This window comes from Pseudomonas sp. nanlin1 (assembly GCF_045571515.1).
GTDB lineage: Bacteria > Pseudomonadota > Gammaproteobacteria > Pseudomonadales > Pseudomonadaceae > Aquipseudomonas.
This window is the reverse complement of sequence record NZ_CP124218.1, coordinates 1,820,306-1,836,861: the sequence shown is the minus strand read 5'-3', so window position 1 is coordinate 1,836,861 and position 16,556 is coordinate 1,820,306. Positions and strand designations below refer to the sequence as shown.

The following is a 16,556-nucleotide window of genomic DNA, read 5'->3' as shown; positions in this document are numbered from 1 at the left end:
AAGTGGCAGCACTGAAGTGTTTCAATGTAACAGCCTACTTCAAGCTGCCGGCCAGAAACTGCTGCAGCCGCTCAGAACGGGGATTGGCCAGGACCTCCCGCGGGTCGCCCTGCTCTTCCACCAGGCCTTTGTGCAGAAACAACAGCTGGTTGGACACTTCCCGGGCAAAGCCCATCTCGTGGGTGACCACCACCATCGTGCGGCCTTCCTGGGCCAGGGCCTGCATCACTTTTAGCACATCGCCGACCAGCTCGGGGTCGAGCGCCGAGGTGGGCTCATCGAACAACATCACCTCAGGCTCCACCGCCAGCGCCCGGGCAATCGCCACGCGCTGTTGCTCGCCGCCGGACATATGCCCAGGGTAGGCGTCCTTGCGATGCCCGACGCCCACCTTGGCCAGGTAATGCTCGGCCTTTTCCCGCGCTTCTTTTTTCGATACGCCCAACACGTGCACCGGCGCCTCGATGACGTTTTCCAGCGCGGTCATGTGCGACCACAGGTTGAAATGCTGAAACACCATCGACAGGCGCGAGCGCAGGCGCTGCAGCTGTTTGGCATCGGCGGCCTGCAGTGCACCGTCTTTGCCGGCGACCAGCTTGAGCTCTTCATTGTTCAACAGAATGCGCCCGGCGTGGGGCTGTTCGAGCAAATTGATGCAACGCAAAAAGGTACTTTTGCCCGAACCGCTGGAGCCGATAATGCTGATCACATCACCGGCCTTGGCCGCCAACGAGACCCCTTTGAGCACTTCGTGACTGCCGTAGCGCTTGTGCAGGTCCTGAACTTCAAGTTTGTACATGCTGTGGTTTCTCATCAAACGGTCAGTCGTTGAGCAAGCGCCCATGACGAAGTGGTTGGGCCCCGGCGACCTTGGCCAGCCAGAAACCCGGCTGGGCGTAGCGCAAACGCTCGACGGCGAACAGCACCCCGGGCGTACCCGCGCAAACTGTGCTGACCCGGTCGGACAGCGGGTCGATCACCTCGAACAGCGGCTCGCCCACCTCGACCCAAGCGCCCACAGGCTTGAGGTAGCTGACCACGCCAGGATGCGGGGCATAGAGTAATTCAGTGCCTTCGAACGGCATGCCTTCGCAGGCTTCGAAAGCGGGTGCCGGCCACTCCCCCTCAAGTAAGCCTTGTTCGGCCAGGAACGCCAGAATGCCACGGGCATGGGCCTGCGCCTCGGCCGGGCCGGTGTCGGCCTGGCCGCCCAACTCTAAGGTGGTGGCCAGGCACGCCAGGGGAATCTGCGCGTCGGGAAACTGCCGCGCCAAGCGCAACCAGGGCGCCGAACAGGCCTCGTCGAAGGAGCTGCCGCCGGATTCTTCGGCGAGCAGGCCGACCCGCATGTTCAGGTGGGCCGCCAGCGAGCGCCACTGCGGCCAGTGTTGCGGCAAGGCATACATGTGCAATGCAGCTTCGGCATCGCAATGCAGGTCGAGCACTACATCGGCATCGCAGGCGTGGCCCAACAGCAGGCGTTGCAACCCTTGCAGCGCGCTGCCGGGGGCAGGCAATGCCGCCAGGGCGTCGACCATGGCCAGGCGGATCAGGCGGATATTGGCATGCGGGTCATCCCCGAGCTTGCCCTGCAACGCCTGGGCCACCGGCTCGCTGAGCTCGACAAAGTCGCGGTTGAAGTTTTTCCCACTGGCAAACTCGAAACGGCCCTGGTGGGCGCCTTGCAGCAATTGCCCCAGGCCCAGCGGGTTGGCCACCGGCACCAACTCGATAACCCCTTTGAGGGCGCCAGCGGCTTCCAGGGCACCGAGCTGTTTTTTCAATTCCCAAGCGGTGCGCATACCCGGCAGTTCATCGGCATGCAGGCTGGCCTGGATATAGGCCTTGCGTTCGCCAGCGCCAAAACGGAATACGCTCAGGTGCCGCTCGGTGCCCAATGGGCTCCAAGGCAAGGTGTGGTCGATACGTTGCATGGGGTCAGCCTTTTCTCGGTGCCATGTAGCCCAGCCAGCGGCGCTCTGCGAGCTTGAACAGCCGAACCAGAATAAATGTGAGGCACAGGTAGAACGCGCCGGCGGTGATATAAGCCTCGAACGGCAGGTAATACTGCGCGTTCACGGCGCGGGCGGCGCCCGTAATATCGATCAAGGTGACGATGGACGCCAGGCTAGTGGTCTGCAGCATCATGATCACCTCGTTGCTGTATTGCGGCAACGCCCGGCGCAACGCCGACGGCAGCAGGATACGGCGGTACATCAGCGACCGCGACATACCCATGGCCCGCGCCGCTTCGATTTCCCCGGCCGGAGTCGTCTTGAGGCTGCCAGCAATGATTTCCGCCGTATAGGCGCTGGTGTTGATGGCAAAGGCCAGGCACGCGCAAAAGGATGCACTGGACAGCCACGGCCAGAAAATGCTCTCGCGCACCACGGCAAATTGCGCCAGCCCGTAGTAGATGAGGAACAACTGCACCAGCATCGGTGTACCGCGAATAACGTAAGTGTACAGCCAGGCAGGCAGGTTCACCGCAGCGCGGCGCGATACCCGCATCAGTGCCAGCGGCACCGCCAGCAATAAGCCGATGAACAACGAAATGCCGAGTAACCTCAGGGTCTCCAGCAGGCCAGCGAAATACAACGGCAGGCTGTCCCAGACCACGGTGTAGTCGAAAATCATAGTTGCGCCGCCTTTACGCCGACCGAGTAGCGTTTTTCAATGGCACGCAGCACCAGCAAAGACACGCTGGTGATCAACAGGTAAACCGCCGCTACCGCGAGAAAAAAAGTGAAGGGCTCACGGGTCGCGTCCGCCGCCTGCTTGGCTTTGAACATCATGTCTTGCAAACCCACCACGGAAATCAGCGCGGTAGCCTTGGTCAGCACTAACCAGTTATTGGTGAAGCCGGGAATCGCCAGACGAATCATCTGCGGCACCAGCACCCGAAAAAATACCTGGCGAGGGCTCATGCCGTAGGCCGAACCGGCTTCGGCCTGCCCGCGCGGGATGGCCATGAATGCTCCGCGGAAGGTTTCCGAAAGGTACGCCCCAAAAATGAAGCCCAGGGTGAAGATCCCGGCCGCCATGGGGTTGAGATCGATGTAGTCGTCGTAACCGAGCATCGGTGCGACACGGTTGAGCAGGTCCTGACCGCCGTAGAAAATCAGCAAAATCAGCACCAGGTCGGGGATCCCCCGGATCACCGTGGAATAGGTATCACCGCACCACGCCAACCAGCGCAGCGGTGACAGGCGCAAGGCCACACCGATCAGCCCAAGGACGATCGCCAGCGCCATGGAACACAGCGCCAACTGCAGCGTCAACCCAGCACCGTCGAGGATGACAGCCCCGTAGCCTTTCAACATGAAGAAAACCTCGGCCGTGAAGATGAAAAGATGGTGCCGCCGGCTCGAACAGGCCGGCTTGCACCATCTGGCGGTTGATGCCCGGGCCGCTTACTGACCGTAGATGTCGAAGTTGAAGTACTTGTCCTGGATTTCCTTGTACTTACCGTTGGCGCGGATCGCGTCGATGGCCGCGTTCAGGCGTTCCAGGTTGGCCTTGTCGCCCTTGCGCACGGCAATACCGATACCGTCGCCGAAGTACTTGGCTTCGGTGAACGACGGGCCAGCGAAGGCATACCCTTTACCGGCATCGGTGTCGAGGAAGCCTTCCTGCAACAGGGTGGCATCGGCCAGGGCGCCATCCAGGCGACCTGCAGTGACATCCAGGTACACTTCGTTCTGCGAGCCATAGGGCACCACTTCGACGCCTTGGGGCGCGAGGACTTCCTTGGCAAAGCGGTCGTGGATAGTGCCACGTTGCACGCCGATCTTCTTGCCCTTGAGTTCCGCCAGGTTATCGCTCACGGTGACGCCCTGCTTGAGGACCAGGCGAGCCACGGTAGCGTAATAACGGTGGGTGAAATCGACAGATTTTTTGCGGTCGTCGGTGATCGACATCGACGACAAAATAGCGTCGATCTTACGCACCTTGAGCGCCGGGATCAGCCCATCGAACTCCTGCTCGACCCAGGTGCACTTGACCTTCATCTCAGCGCACAGCGCATTGCCGATGTCATAGTCGAAACCGACGATATTGCCTTCTGGGGTTTTCGACGCAAACGGTGGATAAGCCGCCTCAATGCCGATTTTCAACGGCTTTTCATCGGCGAACGAAGCAACCGACAACACGGATAGCGCCAGGGCGCCAAGCACTGCGAGCTTTTTCATCAAGAGGACTCCAGCGGAACAGGGCAGAAGGGATGCAGCCAGGGGGGCGTGTCAGACAGTGGTCTGACCGATGTCGGGCATTTTAACGACAGGTTGTAGGTCGATATTTCTTGAATGCGACAACAAGTTACAGATGCACCCAAGCCTACAGGCAGAGAACTTGACTTGCCGAGAATAAAATGGCAAGGCACTCGCGAGTAGATCCATGCCCCGGCAATAGGCGCGCATTATTCGCAAGTCCATGGGCTACCGCAAGTCGAGTCGGACGGATTCCCGGCCTGTGTCTGATTTCGGACAAACCCTAGCCGGTGGCCAATAGCAAAAAACCCTGGCCCGCCCTCGATAGCTATCGAGGGCGGGCCAGGGTTCAGCAGAGTGCGCTAACGCAGCAAGAACTTAAGCTGATGCCTTGTTCATCGACTTGTGGGTGTCGATCAGGTTCTGCACAACGCCGGGGTCGGCCAGGGTGGAAATGTCGCCCAGCGCATCGTATTCCCCCGTGGCGATTTTACGCAGGATCCGCCGCATGATTTTACCCGAGCGGGTTTTCGGCAGGCCCGGGGCCCACTGAATGACATCGGGCGAAGCGATAGGGCCGATTTCCTTGCGTACCCAATTCTTCAGCTCCAGGCGCAAGGCTTCGCTCGGCTCTTCACCGCCGTTCAAGGTGACATACACATAGATGCCTTGCCCTTTGAGGTCGTGGGGCACGCCCACCACCGCCGCTTCCGCGACCTTCGCGTGGGCGACCATCGCGCTTTCGATTTCGGCGGTGCCCATACGGTGCCCGGAAACGTTGAGCACGTCGTCGACCCGGCCGGTGATCCAGAAGTAACCGTCTTCGTCGCGGCGCGCGCCGTCACCCGTGAAATACATGCCACGGAAGGTTTTGAAGTAGGTGTCGACGAAGCGGTCGTGGTCGCCATACAACGAGCGCGACTGGCCTGGCCAGGAATCGAGAATCACCAGATTACCTTCGGCCGCGCCCTCGATGATGTTACCCAGGTTGTCGACCAACGCCGGTACCACGCCGAAGAACGGCTTGGTCGCCGAACCCGGTTTCAAGCCAATCGCCCCAGGCAACGGGCTGATCAATATGCCGCCGGTTTCGGTCTGCCACCAGGTATCGACAATCGGGCATTTCTGCTTGCCGACCGTGTTGTAGTACCAGTTCCAGGCTTCCGGGTTGATCGGCTCACCCACCGAACCCAGCAAGCGCAAGCTCGAGCCATCAGCGCCGGCCACCGCCGCAGTGCCTTCGGCCATCATGGCGCGAATAGCCGTGGGGGCGGTGTAAAGGATATTGACCTTGTGCTTGTCGATGATTTTTGACACGCGGGTGATATCGGGATAATTCGGCACGCCCTCGAACAACAGGGTGGTCGCACCGTTGGCCAGCGGGCCATAGACAATATAGCTGTGGCCAGTGACCCAGCCCACGTCGGCGGTGCACCAGTAGACATCGCCCGGTTTGTAGTCGAACACCCGCTCGTGGGTCAGCGCCGCGTACAGCAAGTAACCCGCCGTGGTGTGCAGCACACCCTTGGGCTTGCCGGTGGAACCGGAGGTATAAAGAATGAACAGCGGCTCTTCAGCGCCCATTTCTTTGGGGGCGCAATGGTTGGACGCGACTTTCATCAAGTCTTCGTACCAAATATCACGGTGCTGGTGCCAGGCGATGTTGCCGCCCGTGCGCTTGCAGACAATGATTTTCTGCACGCTTTTGGTTTCTGGGTTGGTCAGCGCCAAGTCGACGTTGGCCTTCAAAGCGGTCTTCTTACCGCCGCGCACGCCTTCGTCGGCGGTGATCACCACCTTGGACTGGCAGTCGATGATGCGCCCAGCCAGCGCTTCGGGCGAGAAGCCACCGAACACCACCGAATGGATCGCGCCAATGCGGGTACAGGCCAACATGGCCACCACGGCTTCGGGGATCATTGGCATGTACAGGGTTACTACGTCACCCCGGTGCACGTCCTGGCCGCGCAATGCGTTGGCGAACTTGCAGACTTCTTCGTGCAGCTCACGGTAGGTGATGCTGCGCGACTCGGCCGGGTCGTCGCCTTCCCAAATGATCGCGATCGCATCGCCGCGCTCTTCGAGGTGACGGTCCAGGCAGTTGTAGGAAACGTTGAGGGTGCCGTCGGCGAACCATTTGATGTCGACGTGGTGATCGTCGAAGGAGGTCTGCTTAACCTTGGTGAAAGGTTTGATCCAATCAAGGCGATTAGCTTGCTCGCGCCAAAAACCATCCGGGTTGACGACCGACTGCTGGTACATGGCCTTGTAGGTCGCTTCATCGGTCAGCGTCGTGGCTGCCACTTCAGGACGAACGGGATACAGATGCGCCGCACTCATGTTGCTTACCTCGGTGGAATAGTTGTTCTTGTATGACTCCGTTTTAAGCGCATATACGCAGTTGAACCATTCGACGATGGTATTAACCGTGCTCAAGATAAGGCATTGCGCATAGTTATATAGCACCTGCGCAGCGCCCGTGGAGCGAAAGTAGCGCCTTCGCTTACGCTGAAGCCTATGCCATGCCGATTAAAAAGACTCACCCCACTGCCCCCCCACGCCCAGCCCTGTCCCTCAGAGCCAAGGCCATCGAGCTGGGCTGGATCGCCCCGCAGCCCGTGGCCGAACTGGCGCAACAGCGGCAAATCCGGCGAATGTTCGCTACCCTACAGGCTGCTATTGATAATGCCGGGGAGCCTTCCATGCACGAACTTGAAAATGCCCAATGCCAGGCCTGCCGCGGCGACGCCGTGGCGGTCGACGCGGCGCAAGCCTTGCGCCTACTGCAGGCCCTGGAGGGCTGGCGCATAGAAACCCGTGACGGGGTCCGCCAGTTGGAAAAAACCTACACCTTGGGCAACTTCGCCGATGCGCTGGCCTTGACCGTGGCCATCGGCGCCCAGGCTGAAGCCCAGGACCACCACCCAGCATTGCTGACCGAGTGGGGCAAAGTGACGGTGACTTGGTGGACCCACGCCATCGGTGGGCTGCACCTCAACGACTTCATCATGGCCGCCCGTACCGAGCGCCTCGCGCTCGATGCAAGGGCTTGAAGTAGGGGTTTAGAGCGGCGACCAGGCCTCGACGAATTCGCCGATATCCACCTGTGGAGCCTGCCGAGGCTCTTTCTGCGGGGTACCCAGGTAGAGAAAACCGATGATCTGCTCACCGGCCTCTAGCCCAAGCCCTTGGGCGACCACCGGGGCGTAGGACAATTCGCCGGTGCGCCAAACCGCGCCGACGCCCTGGGCATAGGCGGCGAGGAGAATACCGTGGGCAGCGCATCCCGCGGCGAGCAATTGCTCGCTCTCAGGCACTTTAGGGTGAGCTTGCAGCCGAGCGATCACCACCACCAGCAGTGGCGCCCGCAGCGGCATGCCGAGGGCTTTGTCGATGGCTGCCTGGTCGGCGTCCGGGCTTTTGCGGCGCACGGCTTCGGCCAGTAATTCGCCCAATTGGGCACGGGCCTCGCCTTCGACGGTAAGAAACCGCCAGGGCCGCAACTGCCCGTGGTCCGGCGCGCGCAGCGCCGCTTGAAACATGACTTCACGTTGAGCCACAGTGGGCGCTGGGTCGACCAGGCGCCCAACCGAAACCCGCTGGAGCAAAGCGTCGAGCGCTTCCATTGACCATCTCCTGTATGAACTGTGGGCCTATTCTAGACCGAACGAACTCAGCGCTGCCGGGTTTACTTGTCAAGGCCCGCAGGTAGAATGGCGCCCTTCCTCGATTCCTGGTCAGAGCTCAATTCATGGCGTTGCCGACCCTGCGCATCATCGGTTTTATCATCGGCATCTTCCTGATCACCCTGGCGGTGAGCATGGTCGTGCCCATGGTCACCCTGGTGGTCTTCGAGCGCACCAGTGACATGCCCTCCTTTCTCTGGGCCAGCTTGATCACATTCGTCGCCGGGTTGGCACTGGTGCTGCCGGGCCGGCCGGACAACGTCAACCTGCGCCCGCGGGACATGTACATGCTGACCGTGAGCAGTTGGGTGGTAGTGTGCATTTTCGCCGCCCTGCCCTTTCTGCTCACCCAGCACATCAGCTACACCGATGCCTTCTTCGAAAGCATGTCGGGCATTACCGCCACCGGCTCCACGGTGCTCAGCGGGCTGGACAGCGTGTCGCCGGGCATTTTGATCTGGCGCTCGCTGCTGCACTGGCTCGGCGGTATCGGTTTTATCGGGATGGCGGTGGCGATTCTGCCGCTGCTGCGCATCGGTGGCATGCGCCTGTTCCAGACCGAATCCTCGGACCGTTCGGAAAAGGTCATGCCGCGCTCACACATGGTCGCCAAGTCCATCGTACTGGTGTACGTCGGCATTACCACCCTGGGCAGCCTGGGCTTCTGGTGGGCCGGCATGAGCCCGTTCGATGCGATCAACCATGCCATGTCAGCCATTTCCACCGGCGGTTTTTCCACGTCAGACCTGTCCCTGGGCAAATGGCAGCAACCTGCTGTGCACTGGGTGGCGGTGGTGGTGATGATTCTCGGCAGCTTGCCGTTCGCCCTCTACGTGGCGACGCTGCGGGGTAATCGCGGCGCGCTGCTGCGCGACCAGCAAGTACAAGGCATGCTGGCCGTGCTACTAGTGACCTGGCTGGTCATGAGCACCTGGTATTGGTGGACCACCGACCTGCCCTTTGAAGTAGCCTTCAGGCACGTAGCGTTCAATGTCACCTCGGTGGTCACCACCACCGGCTTCGCCTTGGGCGATTACAGCCTGTGGGGCAACTTTTCCTTGATGCTGTTTTTCTACCTAGGGTTCATCGGCGGCTGCTCTGGCTCGACGGCCGGCGGGATCAAGATTTTTCGCTTTCAGGTGGCTTACATACTGCTCAAGGCCAACCTCAATCAGTTGATCCACCCTCGCGCGGTGATCAAACAAAAGTACAACGGCCACCGCCTCGACGAAGAGATCGTGCGCTCGATCCTGACCTTTTCGTTTTTCTTCGGTTTTACCATCGGCCTGATCGCTTTGGCCCTGTCCATGCTTGGCTTGGACTGGATGACCGCCCTCACTGGCGCGGCCAGTACCGTGTCGGGCGTGGGCCCTGGGCTAGGCGCCGTGATCGGCCCCGCTGGCAATTTTTCGACCCTGCCGGATGCCGCCAAGTGGATTCTCGCGGTGGGCATGCTGCTGGGGCGCCTCGAGATCATCACCGTGCTGGTGCTGTGCATGCCGGCCTTCTGGCGCCACTGAGGCGGGGTGGGCGCCCGCCGACTCACTGGCTAGCGCTGCGCGGGCCTGGGCTTCGGCGAGCCGATAAAGCTCGATGCTGCCATCCCAGTGCTCGATCAAAGCGGTACAGGACTCCACCCAATCGCCGCAGTTCATGTATTCGATTCCGTCGACCTGGCGAATCTCGGCATGGTGAATATGCCCGCACACCACACCCTGGAAGCCACCTTTTACACATTCGCGGGCAATGGCCTGCTCGAAGTCGCTGATAAAGCTGACGGCTGATTTGACCTTATGCTTGAGGTACGCCGAGAGTGACCAGTAACCGTAGCCATAGTGCGCGCGCCAGTGGTTCAGCCAGCGGTTCAGGGTCAGGGTGAACTCGTAGGCCGAATCCCCGAGAAACGCCAGCCAGCGGTGGTAGCGGGTGATCACATCGAACTGATCACCGTGGATCACCAGCAGGCGGCGCCCGTCGGCGGTCAGGTGCTCGGCCTGATCGACCAGTTGGATATTACCCAACACCAGGCGCGAGTAACGGCGCAAGAATTCGTCATGGTTACCGGTGACATAGATCACTTCAGTGCCACGCTTGCTCATGGTCAACAGGCGGCGGATGACGTTGGTATGGGCTTGCGGCCAATACATGCCGCCGCGCATTTTCCAGCCATCGATGATGTCCCCTACCAGGTAGATACGGTCGGCCTGGTAGCTTTTGAGAAAGCGCGAAAGGTGCTCGGCCTGGCAATCGCGAGTCCCCAGGTGCACGTCGGAAATCCACAGGGTGCGGACCTTTTGCTTACCTGACGGTGTAGCGCGCTGAGCACTGTTCATGGGCATCTCCGGCGGTATTTGAGCCAGCTTGACCACCCCCGGTGAAGGCCCTATGACTGTTACACGGCATTCCGATGACAGCGCTACACTGCATGCACCCTATCGCTACGAGCCCTGCCCCACCATGACCCCACGCACCGCGCTCGGCGCCTTGCACATTGGCGCGCTGTTTTTTGGCTTGGCTGGCGTGCTGGGTAAACTGATCGACGCCACGGCTGTGGTTATTGTCTTCGGCCGGGCCGGCTTCGCGGTGCTGGCGTTGGCCCTGTTCGCCTGGGCTGCGAGGTCCCGCCCATGGCTGCCGCTCAGCCGCCGCAGCTGGGCAGGGCTGGTATTCTGCGGCGTACTGCTGTGCGCCCACTGGGTGAGTTTTTTTCTGGCGGTCAAGGTGGCCGGGGTGGCCATTGCTACCTTGGGCTTTGCCAGTTTTCCCGCCTTTACTGTAGCCCTGGAGGGGCTGCTGTTTCGCGAGCGGATTCGCCCAGGCGAAGCCGTGCTGGTGGCCGTGGTCAGTGTTGGCCTACTGCTGGTCACGCCCGCGTTCGATCTGGCCAGCCATGCCACCCTAGGGCTGCTATGGGGCATTGCCTCGGGGCTGCTGTTCGCCCTGCTGTCGCTGGCCAACCGGGCGGCGGCGCCCCAGGTGCCCGCGGTGCAGGCGGCGCTGTGCCAGAACGCCGTAGTCGCGCTCTGCCTGCTGCCCTTCGCCGCCCAGCAACTGCCCCTGCTCGGTGTAGCGGACTGGGGCTGGATCGCCGTGCTAGGAGTATTCTGCACGGGCCTCGCCCATTGCCTGTTCGTCGCCAGCCTAGGGGTCGTCAAGGCGCGCAGCGCGGCCTTGGTGTTCGCCCTTGAACCTGTGTATGGGATTGCCCTGGCGTGGCTGATCTTCGCGGAGACACCCACACTGCGCATGCTCTTGGGCGGTCTGCTGATCCTCGCCGCGATTATTGCCTCCAGCCGCCTGAGCCAGCGCCACTGAGGCCCTTACGCAGGTTCGTTGTGGCCCAGGTGACGCTGCGGATCGATACAGTCACGAACCCGCTGCTTGAGCACTTTGGCTTCTGGAAAGCCGCCGTCGGCTTTGCGCTCCCAAATCTGTACTCCATCGCAGGTGATGTGAAAGGTGCCGCCGCTGGCCGGCACCAACACTACTCGGCCGAGGTCTTGGGCAAAGGTGCTGAGCAGCTCTTGGGCCAGCCAGGCGGCGCGCAGGAGCCATTGGCACTGGGTGCAATAGGTAATGACAATTTCGGGCTTTATCTCGGCCATTTCAGCGGGGCCTCCACAGGCAAAAGGCAATCGGAGCCCTATAATAACGGCCTTTACCCTGGCCCGAGACTCGCAATGCGCCGCCTGTTGTCCTGCTTGCTGCTAACCCTGCTACCACTGACCCTACTCGCCGCAGAGCCACCCAGGCCGAAGGTGGGCCTGGTGCTGTCCGGTGGCGCGGCCCGCGGCCTGGCGCACATCGGCGTGCTCAAGGCATTGGAAGAACAAGGGGTGCGTATCGATGCCATCGCCGGTACCAGCATGGGCGCGGTCATCGGTGGCTTATATGCCTCGGGGTATCGAATCGACGAACTGGAAAAACTCGCGCTGAACATCGACTGGCAGCAAGCGCTCTCCGATGCGCCCCCGCGCAAGGACGTGCCATTTCGGCGCAAGCAGGACGACCGGGATTTTCTGGTCAAACAGAAACTAAGCTTTCGCGACGACGGCAGCCTCGGCTTACCTTTGGGGGTAATCCAGGGCCAGAACCTCGCCCTGCTCCTGGAAAGCATGCTTGCCCATGCCAGCGACACCCGTGACTTCGACAAACTACCCATCCCCTTCCGCGCCGTCGCCACTGACATCGGCAGTGGCGAAAAAGTCGTGTTTCGCCGCGGCCACTTGCCCCAGGTGATCCGCGCCAGCATGTCGATCCCCGCCGTATTCGCGCCGGTCGAACTGGATGGGCGGCTACTGGTGGACGGCGGCATGACTGACAATATCCCGGTGGATGTCGCTAGAGAAATGGGGGTCGACATCGCCATCGTGGTCGACATCGGCACACCACTGCTCGATCGCCGCCAGTTGAACACGGTGGTCGACGTGATGAATCAGTCGATCACCCTGATGACTCGGCGCAACTCCGAGGAGCAACTGGCAAGCCTGAACAACACCGACATTCTGGTGCAACCGGCGCTGGCCGCCTATGACGTGACCGACTTTGGTCGAGCCACGGCCATCATCGATGCGGGTTACCGCGCCACCCGCAGCCTTGAAGCGCGCCTGGCCGGGTTGCGCCCGGCACAAGCCGCCGACGTCGACCTGGGCGTAGCCCGCTCGCCCAGCCAGCGCACGCCGGTGATCAGCGCAATCAGAGTGGAAAACGACGCCAAGGTCAGCGATGACGTGGTGCGCTACTACATCCGCCAGCCCATCGGCGAACCCCTTGACCTGGACCGCCTGCAAACCGACATGGGTACGCTATACGGCCTGGACTACTTCGAACGTGTTCAATACCGGGTGGTGCACCAGGGCGAAGACAACACGCTGGTGATTAGCGCCCAAGGCAAACGTACCGGTACCGACTACCTGCGCTTGGGCCTGAACCTCTCTGACGACATGCGCGGTGACAGTGCTTTCAACCTGGGCGCCAGCTACCGGGTCAACGGCATCAACCGCCTGGGCGCCGAATGGCTAACAAGGGCGCAGCTGGGCGATGAGCAAGAGCTTTACAGTGAGTTCTACCAGCCCCTGGATACCGGCTCGCGCTACTTCATAGCGCCCTATCTGAGCCTGCAGTCAGAGAACGTCGAGAGCGTGCTCGACAACGACCCCATCGCCGAATATCGCCTGGAGCGCTATGGTTTCGGCCTGAACCTGGGGCGCCAGATCGGCAATAACGGCGAAATTCGCTTCGGCGTCGGCGAGGCCTGGGGCCGCGCGGATGTGCGCATCGGCGAGCGCGACCTGCCAAGCGTGAGCTTTACCGAGGGCTTTTACGAACTGAAGTATTCGTTCGACACCTTCGACAATGTGTACTTCCCCCACGATGGCGAAGACATCAGCCTGACCTTGCGCCAATATGATCCCAGCTTGGGGTCCAGCGAACGCTACCGCCAGTGGGAGTTGAAGCTGGACAAAGCACTGGCCAGCGGCCCTAACACCTGGGTACTGGGCGGCCGCTACGGGCGTACCCTCGACGATGCGCAAGTGGTCACCTCCAGCTACCTGCTGGGCGGTGCCCGGCAATTGTCGGGGTTTCGGCAGAACTCCCTGACCGGGCAAAACGTCAGCCTGGCGCGGGCCGTGTATTACCGGCGGCTGACACCGCGGGCTTATTTGCCGCTGGACTTCCCGGTGTACTTGGGCGCCTCGCTGGAACGCGGCCGCGCCTGGAACAATGACAATGCGTTCGACAGCGGCTATATCAACGCCGCCAGCGTGTTCCTGGGCTTCGATACGCCGCTGGGGCCGCTGAACTTCAGCTACGGGGTCAACGATCAGGACCAGCAGGCGCTGTACCTGAACTTGGGGCAGACCTTCTGAACAGCGTCATTCGATACTCGCCAACAGCTGCCGCGCAGTGTGCTTGCAGGAGTCATCGCCGTCACGCAGCAGGTCATGCAGCAGCTTGCTGGCGGCGGTCAGGTTACCGCTGTCGATGTGGGTCTGGGCCTCTTCGAGCAACTGCGCAGACATCTGCTGGCTTTCAAGGTCGTCGAAATCCACGGTCAGGGCGTCCAGCTCGGGCAGGTCATCGGCATCGATAAAACCGTCGAGAAAAGCGTCATCGAGGTTTTCAGCGGGCGGGTCCACTTGCAGAAAGCCCTCCCCCTCATCGGCATCGAGGTCACTGAGAAACAGCCCTTCGTCGGCGACTTCCTCTACATCAGGAAAGGTGTTCAGGTCGGTCTCTAGAAAAAAGCCCTCGTCGACAGGGCCTTCTTCAACGCTGTCAGGCGTTTCGACGGGCGCCGGGGCGGGGGCTTCGAACGGGCTCACCAGCCCTAAATCGGCGTCTAGGTTAAAGTCGTCCAGGTTGAGCTGAAATTCGCCGATGGGGTCTTCCTGCTGCACGGCCGGCTCCACCGCCTCGGGCTTGGGCGCACTGGCCGCCGCCGCACTGGCCGCTGCCAATGCTGCCAGCGCCGCCAGGCCGGGCTCCGCCCGCTGTGGCGCCGCGCCAGAGGCGGCTATTTGAGGGTAGCGCGCGCGGATTTCATCTAACTGCAGCGGGTCGAAGCCCGATTTGCGTAGGTGCGCCTCCTCCACCGCGAAACCTTCGGCATTGCCCTGCTGCCCGAGCACCTCAAGCATGCGCACATGCAAATCCGTGCGATGGGGCTGTTTGGCTAAGCCTTCACGAAGAATGCCCAATGCCTCGTTGAAGCGCCCGTAAGCGATGTAGATGCTCGCGCCGTCCAGCGCGTCGGTAGCGGCTGGGCTTTCGCGCCGGGCAGGGACCGGAGCCTGCACCGCAGCAACTGGCGCTGCGGCCACCGCTGGGGCAACGGGCTCAGGGACAGGCACGCGCTGGGCCGGTTTAACCAAACTGCGGGCCTGGGGTTCGACGGCGACTAGCTTGGCAGGCCCCGCGCGTTTATTGCGCCGATTGATCAGCAATAAAGCAACCAGCAGGGCAAGCAACGCCACCACGGCGAGGATCTGCCACCAGGGTAAGCCTTCGTCATCCATTGGCTGCGGCACAGGCGACAGCGCTGCCGGGCTATCGGCGACGGCCGGGCTAGGGGGTGCCGTGGGGGTTACCTGGGTGGGTTGTGGTTGCGCTGGGGCGACAGCGGTCGCAGGCGCCACAGGGGCTACCTGGGCTGGCTGGGCGGGTGATGGGGCTGCGGGGACGACAGCGTTTGCCGACGCCTCGGGGGCTACTTGGCTAGGTGTGCCTGGCGCTGGGTCAGCCGATTGGGTCTTGGCCTCGGCGAGTTGCGTTGCAAGGGCCGCCATCTGCTGGTCTTTCACGGCCAACTGGTTCTCAAGCTCGAGCAAGCGCTCGTTCAAGGCATTGAGGGTCGCCGCTGGCGCGGCATCCGGCGCCGCTGGAGCTTGCACCGCAGGGTCGGCATTTAACACCGCGCTGTCCGGCAGCAACAGCGACTTGCCAACCTGCAAAGGCTCGCTGCCCGGGTTCAGCGCACGAATACCACGAATCAACTGTTCGGTAGAGCCTGGCGTACCGCTGGCCTGGAGTGACTTACCGATGGTCCACAGGCTGTCACCCTGAGCAATGGTATAGCGCTTACCCTGGCTAGCGTTTGGCGCTGGCGCGGCGGCCGCGGGCGGGCGAGCAGGCGCTGCATTCGCGGCACGCGTCGGCGGCGCGTCTGCAGCCATAGCCACGGGCGCCTGGGCAGAGCCTGGAGGGTCAAGGAGCACCGTAAATTCGCGCATCAATTGCCCGTTAGGGCGACTGACCTGGATCAGAAAGTTGAGGTAGGGCTCGGTTACCACCTTGTTCGAGGTCACGTGAATGACTTTACGCGCCCCGCGAAAGTCCGGGGTAAAGCGCAGGTCATTGAGGAAGAACACCCGCTCGACACCGGCCTTGGCAAACTCTTCCTGGGTGGCCAGGCTGGCCATGACATCGCTTTCGTCCAAACCTGCAGTATCGAGTAGTTCGATATCGGCCTTGAAGGGCTGATTAAGCGCCGAACGCAAAGTGATGTCACCGAGCCCAAGGGCCAGCGCACCGGGCGCGTGCAGCAACGCTATCGCCAGCAGGCCGCTTAAGCCGGCCGCGTGCAGCCTGGGCGACGGAGCCAGGGAACGAAAACATGAAAATGAACGCTCGCGCATGTGTATCCCTTGAGAAACCTGCATCCAATAACTTCTTATAGCCGCTACTCAGGCTTTCTCAAAGCCCAAGGCCTGCACCGGTCAGGCCTTCTTGCACAGATTGGCGAGAATGCGCGTGTGTACGTGGGTGGCGACGCGAAGTTCTTCGTCGCTGATGCCCTCGAGCAATTCCGTGCGCAATGCGTTGGCCACCGTTTCAATCTGCTCGATCAGTGGCAGCGCTGGCGGGCACAGGGTGATCTTCTTCGCTCGCCGGTCTTCAACCACGGCTTGCCGGGCGACCAGGCCCTGGGTTTCCAGGCTGTCGAGCAGGCGTGCCAGCGTAGGGCCTTCTACACCAACGCTCTGGGCCAGCTCGCGCTGGGTGGGCGACTCTTCGAATCGCGCCAGGTGCAGCAGCACCAGCCAGCGTGCCTGAGACAGCCCCAGCCCGGCCAAACGCCGGTCCAGTTCGGCACGCCAACCGCGTGACATGTGGGCCAGCTGCATTCCGAAGCGATGTTGGTCAGTCAACGGCATAAAAC

General features: G+C 61.7%; 14 protein-coding genes and 1 pseudogene. 4 read left to right on the top strand and 11 right to left on the bottom strand.

The window, feature by feature from the left end:
• Window positions 1-34 precede the first annotated feature (34 nt).
• The 6 genes from QCL65_RS08615 to acs all read right to left on the bottom strand — a co-directional run bounded on the left by QCL65_RS08615 (window position 35) and on the right by acs (window position 6,548).
• Entirely contained in the window at window positions 35-799 is a 765-nt protein-coding gene (locus QCL65_RS08615) for an ABC transporter ATP-binding protein (RefSeq protein WP_407315789.1), read from the bottom strand.
• Window positions 800-821: 22 nt separating this feature from the next.
• Window positions 822-1,934, bottom strand: a complete 1,113-nt coding sequence (locus tag QCL65_RS08610) for a succinylglutamate desuccinylase/aspartoacylase family protein (protein WP_407315788.1) — start codon at window positions 1,932-1,934, stop codon at window positions 822-824.
• Between the two features lie 4 nt (window positions 1,935-1,938).
• A complete protein-coding gene (locus tag QCL65_RS08605; RefSeq protein WP_407315787.1) occupies window positions 1,939-2,637 on the bottom strand; it encodes an ABC transporter permease in 699 nt (232 codons plus the stop codon).
• A complete protein-coding gene (locus QCL65_RS08600; protein WP_407315786.1) occupies window positions 2,634-3,323 on the bottom strand; it encodes an ABC transporter permease in 690 nt (229 codons plus the stop codon). The genes QCL65_RS08605 and QCL65_RS08600 overlap by 4 nt, the downstream gene beginning before the upstream one ends.
• Before the next feature lie 90 nt (window positions 3,324-3,413).
• The gene (locus tag QCL65_RS08595; RefSeq protein WP_407315785.1) at window positions 3,414-4,190 is read right to left on the bottom strand and encodes an ABC transporter substrate-binding protein; all 777 of its coding nucleotides are present in this window, start codon (window positions 4,188-4,190) and stop codon (window positions 3,414-3,416) included.
• Window positions 4,191-4,586: 396 nt separating this feature from the next.
• Window positions 4,587-6,548, bottom strand: coding sequence for an acetate--CoA ligase (gene acs / locus QCL65_RS08590; RefSeq protein ID WP_407315784.1), 1,962 nt, complete (start codon window positions 6,546-6,548; stop codon window positions 4,587-4,589).
• 362 nt (window positions 6,549-6,910) lie between these two features.
• Here acs and QCL65_RS08585 point away from each other — a divergent pair, with 362 nt between their 5' ends.
• Window positions 6,911-7,261 (top strand): 4a-hydroxytetrahydrobiopterin dehydratase, encoded by a 351-nt coding sequence (locus tag QCL65_RS08585; protein ID WP_407316749.1) that lies wholly within the window; start codon window positions 6,911-6,913, stop codon window positions 7,259-7,261.
• A gap of 9 nt (window positions 7,262-7,270) precedes the next feature.
• Here the strand turns inward: QCL65_RS08585 and QCL65_RS08580 are convergent, their stop codons facing one another.
• A complete protein-coding gene (locus QCL65_RS08580) occupies window positions 7,271-7,834 on the bottom strand; it encodes a nitroreductase family protein (protein WP_407315783.1) in 564 nt (187 codons plus the stop codon).
• 125 nt (window positions 7,835-7,959) lie between these two features.
• Here QCL65_RS08580 and QCL65_RS08575 point away from each other — a divergent pair, with 125 nt between their 5' ends.
• Window positions 7,960-9,414, top strand: a complete 1,455-nt coding sequence (locus QCL65_RS08575) for a TrkH family potassium uptake protein (protein WP_407315782.1) — start codon at window positions 7,960-7,962, stop codon at window positions 9,412-9,414.
• Here QCL65_RS08575 and QCL65_RS08570 read toward each other — a convergent pair.
• A pseudogene (locus QCL65_RS08570) lies at window positions 9,412-10,227 on the bottom strand (UDP-2,3-diacylglucosamine diphosphatase); the annotation flags it as partial. The gene QCL65_RS08575 and the pseudogene QCL65_RS08570 sit on opposite strands and share 3 nt — an antisense overlap.
• Window positions 10,228-10,351: 124 nt before the next feature.
• Between QCL65_RS08570 and QCL65_RS08565 the strand changes: the two are divergent.
• A complete protein-coding gene (locus QCL65_RS08565) occupies window positions 10,352-11,209 on the top strand; it encodes a DMT family transporter (protein WP_407316747.1) in 858 nt (285 codons plus the stop codon).
• A gap of 5 nt (window positions 11,210-11,214) precedes the next feature.
• On the opposite strand, the gene QCL65_RS08560 is transcribed toward QCL65_RS08565, so the two are convergent.
• Window positions 11,215-11,499, bottom strand: a complete 285-nt coding sequence (locus QCL65_RS08560; protein WP_407315781.1) for a SelT/SelW/SelH family protein — start codon at window positions 11,497-11,499, stop codon at window positions 11,215-11,217.
• 75 nt (window positions 11,500-11,574) lie between these two features.
• On the opposite strand from QCL65_RS08560, the gene QCL65_RS08555 reads away from it, so the two are divergent.
• Window positions 11,575-13,764 carry a patatin-like phospholipase family protein gene (locus QCL65_RS08555; RefSeq protein WP_407315780.1) on the top strand — a complete coding sequence of 730 codons (2,190 nt, stop codon included), beginning with the start codon at window positions 11,575-11,577 and terminating at the stop codon, window positions 13,762-13,764.
• A 6-nt stretch (window positions 13,765-13,770) separates the two neighbouring features.
• On the opposite strand, the gene QCL65_RS08550 is transcribed toward QCL65_RS08555, so the two are convergent.
• Together QCL65_RS08550 and slyA are read right to left on the bottom strand one after the other, a co-directional pair.
• The gene (locus QCL65_RS08550) at window positions 13,771-16,032 is read right to left on the bottom strand and encodes a hypothetical protein (protein WP_407315779.1); all 2,262 of its coding nucleotides are present in this window, start codon (window positions 16,030-16,032) and stop codon (window positions 13,771-13,773) included.
• An 81-nt stretch (window positions 16,033-16,113) separates the two neighbouring features.
• Window positions 16,114-16,551, bottom strand: coding sequence for a transcriptional regulator SlyA (slyA, locus tag QCL65_RS08545; protein ID WP_407315778.1), 438 nt, complete (start codon window positions 16,549-16,551; stop codon window positions 16,114-16,116).
• Window positions 16,552-16,556 lie beyond the last annotated feature (5 nt).

Bases quoted from the DNA above. Each gene is read 5' to 3' on its own strand.
- QCL65_RS08615 (WP_407315789.1), bottom strand. From the start codon at position 799: ATGTACAAACTTGAAGTTCAGGACCTGCACAAGCGCTACGGCAGTCAC.
- QCL65_RS08610 (WP_407315788.1), bottom strand. From the start codon at position 1,934: ATGCAACGTATCGACCACACCTTGCCTTGGAGCCCATTGGGCACCGAG.
- QCL65_RS08605 (WP_407315787.1), bottom strand. From the start codon at position 2,637: ATGATTTTCGACTACACCGTGGTCTGGGACAGCCTGCCGTTGTATTTC.
- QCL65_RS08600 (WP_407315786.1), bottom strand. From the start codon at position 3,323: ATGTTGAAAGGCTACGGGGCTGTCATCCTCGACGGTGCTGGGTTGACG.
- QCL65_RS08595 (WP_407315785.1), bottom strand. From the start codon at position 4,190: ATGAAAAAGCTCGCAGTGCTTGGCGCCCTGGCGCTATCCGTGTTGTCG.
- acs (WP_407315784.1), bottom strand. From the start codon at position 6,548: ATGAGTGCGGCGCATCTGTATCCCGTTCGTCCTGAAGTGGCAGCCACG.
- QCL65_RS08585 (WP_407316749.1), top strand. From the start codon at position 6,911: ATGCACGAACTTGAAAATGCCCAATGCCAGGCCTGCCGCGGCGACGCC.
- QCL65_RS08580 (WP_407315783.1), bottom strand. From the start codon at position 7,834: ATGGAAGCGCTCGACGCTTTGCTCCAGCGGGTTTCGGTTGGGCGCCTG.
- QCL65_RS08575 (WP_407315782.1), top strand. From the start codon at position 7,960: ATGGCGTTGCCGACCCTGCGCATCATCGGTTTTATCATCGGCATCTTC.
- QCL65_RS08565 (WP_407316747.1), top strand. From the start codon at position 10,352: ATGACCCCACGCACCGCGCTCGGCGCCTTGCACATTGGCGCGCTGTTT.
- QCL65_RS08560 (WP_407315781.1), bottom strand. From the start codon at position 11,499: ATGGCCGAGATAAAGCCCGAAATTGTCATTACCTATTGCACCCAGTGC.
- QCL65_RS08555 (WP_407315780.1), top strand. From the start codon at position 11,575: ATGCGCCGCCTGTTGTCCTGCTTGCTGCTAACCCTGCTACCACTGACC.
- QCL65_RS08550 (WP_407315779.1), bottom strand. From the start codon at position 16,032: ATGCGCGAGCGTTCATTTTCATGTTTTCGTTCCCTGGCTCCGTCGCCC.
- slyA (WP_407315778.1), bottom strand. From the start codon at position 16,551: ATGCCGTTGACTGACCAACATCGCTTCGGAATGCAGCTGGCCCACATG.